Here is a 607-nt window from a genome sequence, read left to right as displayed (position 1 = left end):
TCATCTCGCCGTTGGCCCAGAACCGGCTGCCGTCCTTTCGAACATGCCAGCGCTCGTCGGCGCCCCGCCCGGACAGCAGGGCCAAGGCCATTTCCTGCTCTGGGACGCCGTTCGCGACGTCCTCGTCGGTGAAGAAGACATGGGCGGGCTTGCCACGCATCTCGGCCTCGTCTCAACCGAGGATACGTTCGGCGCCCGGGGACCAGCTCGTCACCATGCCGGCGAGATCCAGTGAGACGATGGCGTAGTCGAGGGCGCTCTCAAGAATCGCCGTGTTGCGTCGGTCGGTCTCACGACGTTGGCGCAGGGACCGGCGTAGCGCCAGGGTCGTCATGACCTGATGGGCGAGGGTGCGAAGCACGAACGCTTGGGAGGGCGTCAGCTTGTTGGGCTTGGTATCGAGCACGCACAGCGCCCCGAGGGCGACGCCGTCGGCAGTTCGCAGCGGAGCTCCCGCATAGAAGCGGACTTCGGGTCCGCCGGTCACCAGGGGGTTGTCCGACGTACGCGCGTCGAGGGTCAGGTCCTCGATCTCGAACACGTCGTCCTGCTGCACGGTGTAGGCGCAGATCGATTGGGACAGCGGCGTCTCGTTCCGTCCGAAGCC

The 607-nt window shown here is 66.6% G+C and carries 1 protein-coding gene; it reads right to left on the bottom strand.

The features are described 5' to 3' along the window. Positions 1–172: 172 nt before the first annotated feature. On the bottom strand, positions 173–607 hold a 435-nt coding region (locus tag J7U37_RS25345), incomplete at its 5' end, for a sensor histidine kinase (protein ID WP_282104173.1).

Source organism: Methylobacterium sp. 37f (genome assembly GCF_023093475.1).
Lineage (GTDB): Bacteria > Pseudomonadota > Alphaproteobacteria > Rhizobiales > Beijerinckiaceae > Methylobacterium.
Note: the sequence above shows the minus strand (reverse complement) of the source record. Positions and strands in the feature narration are given on the sequence as shown.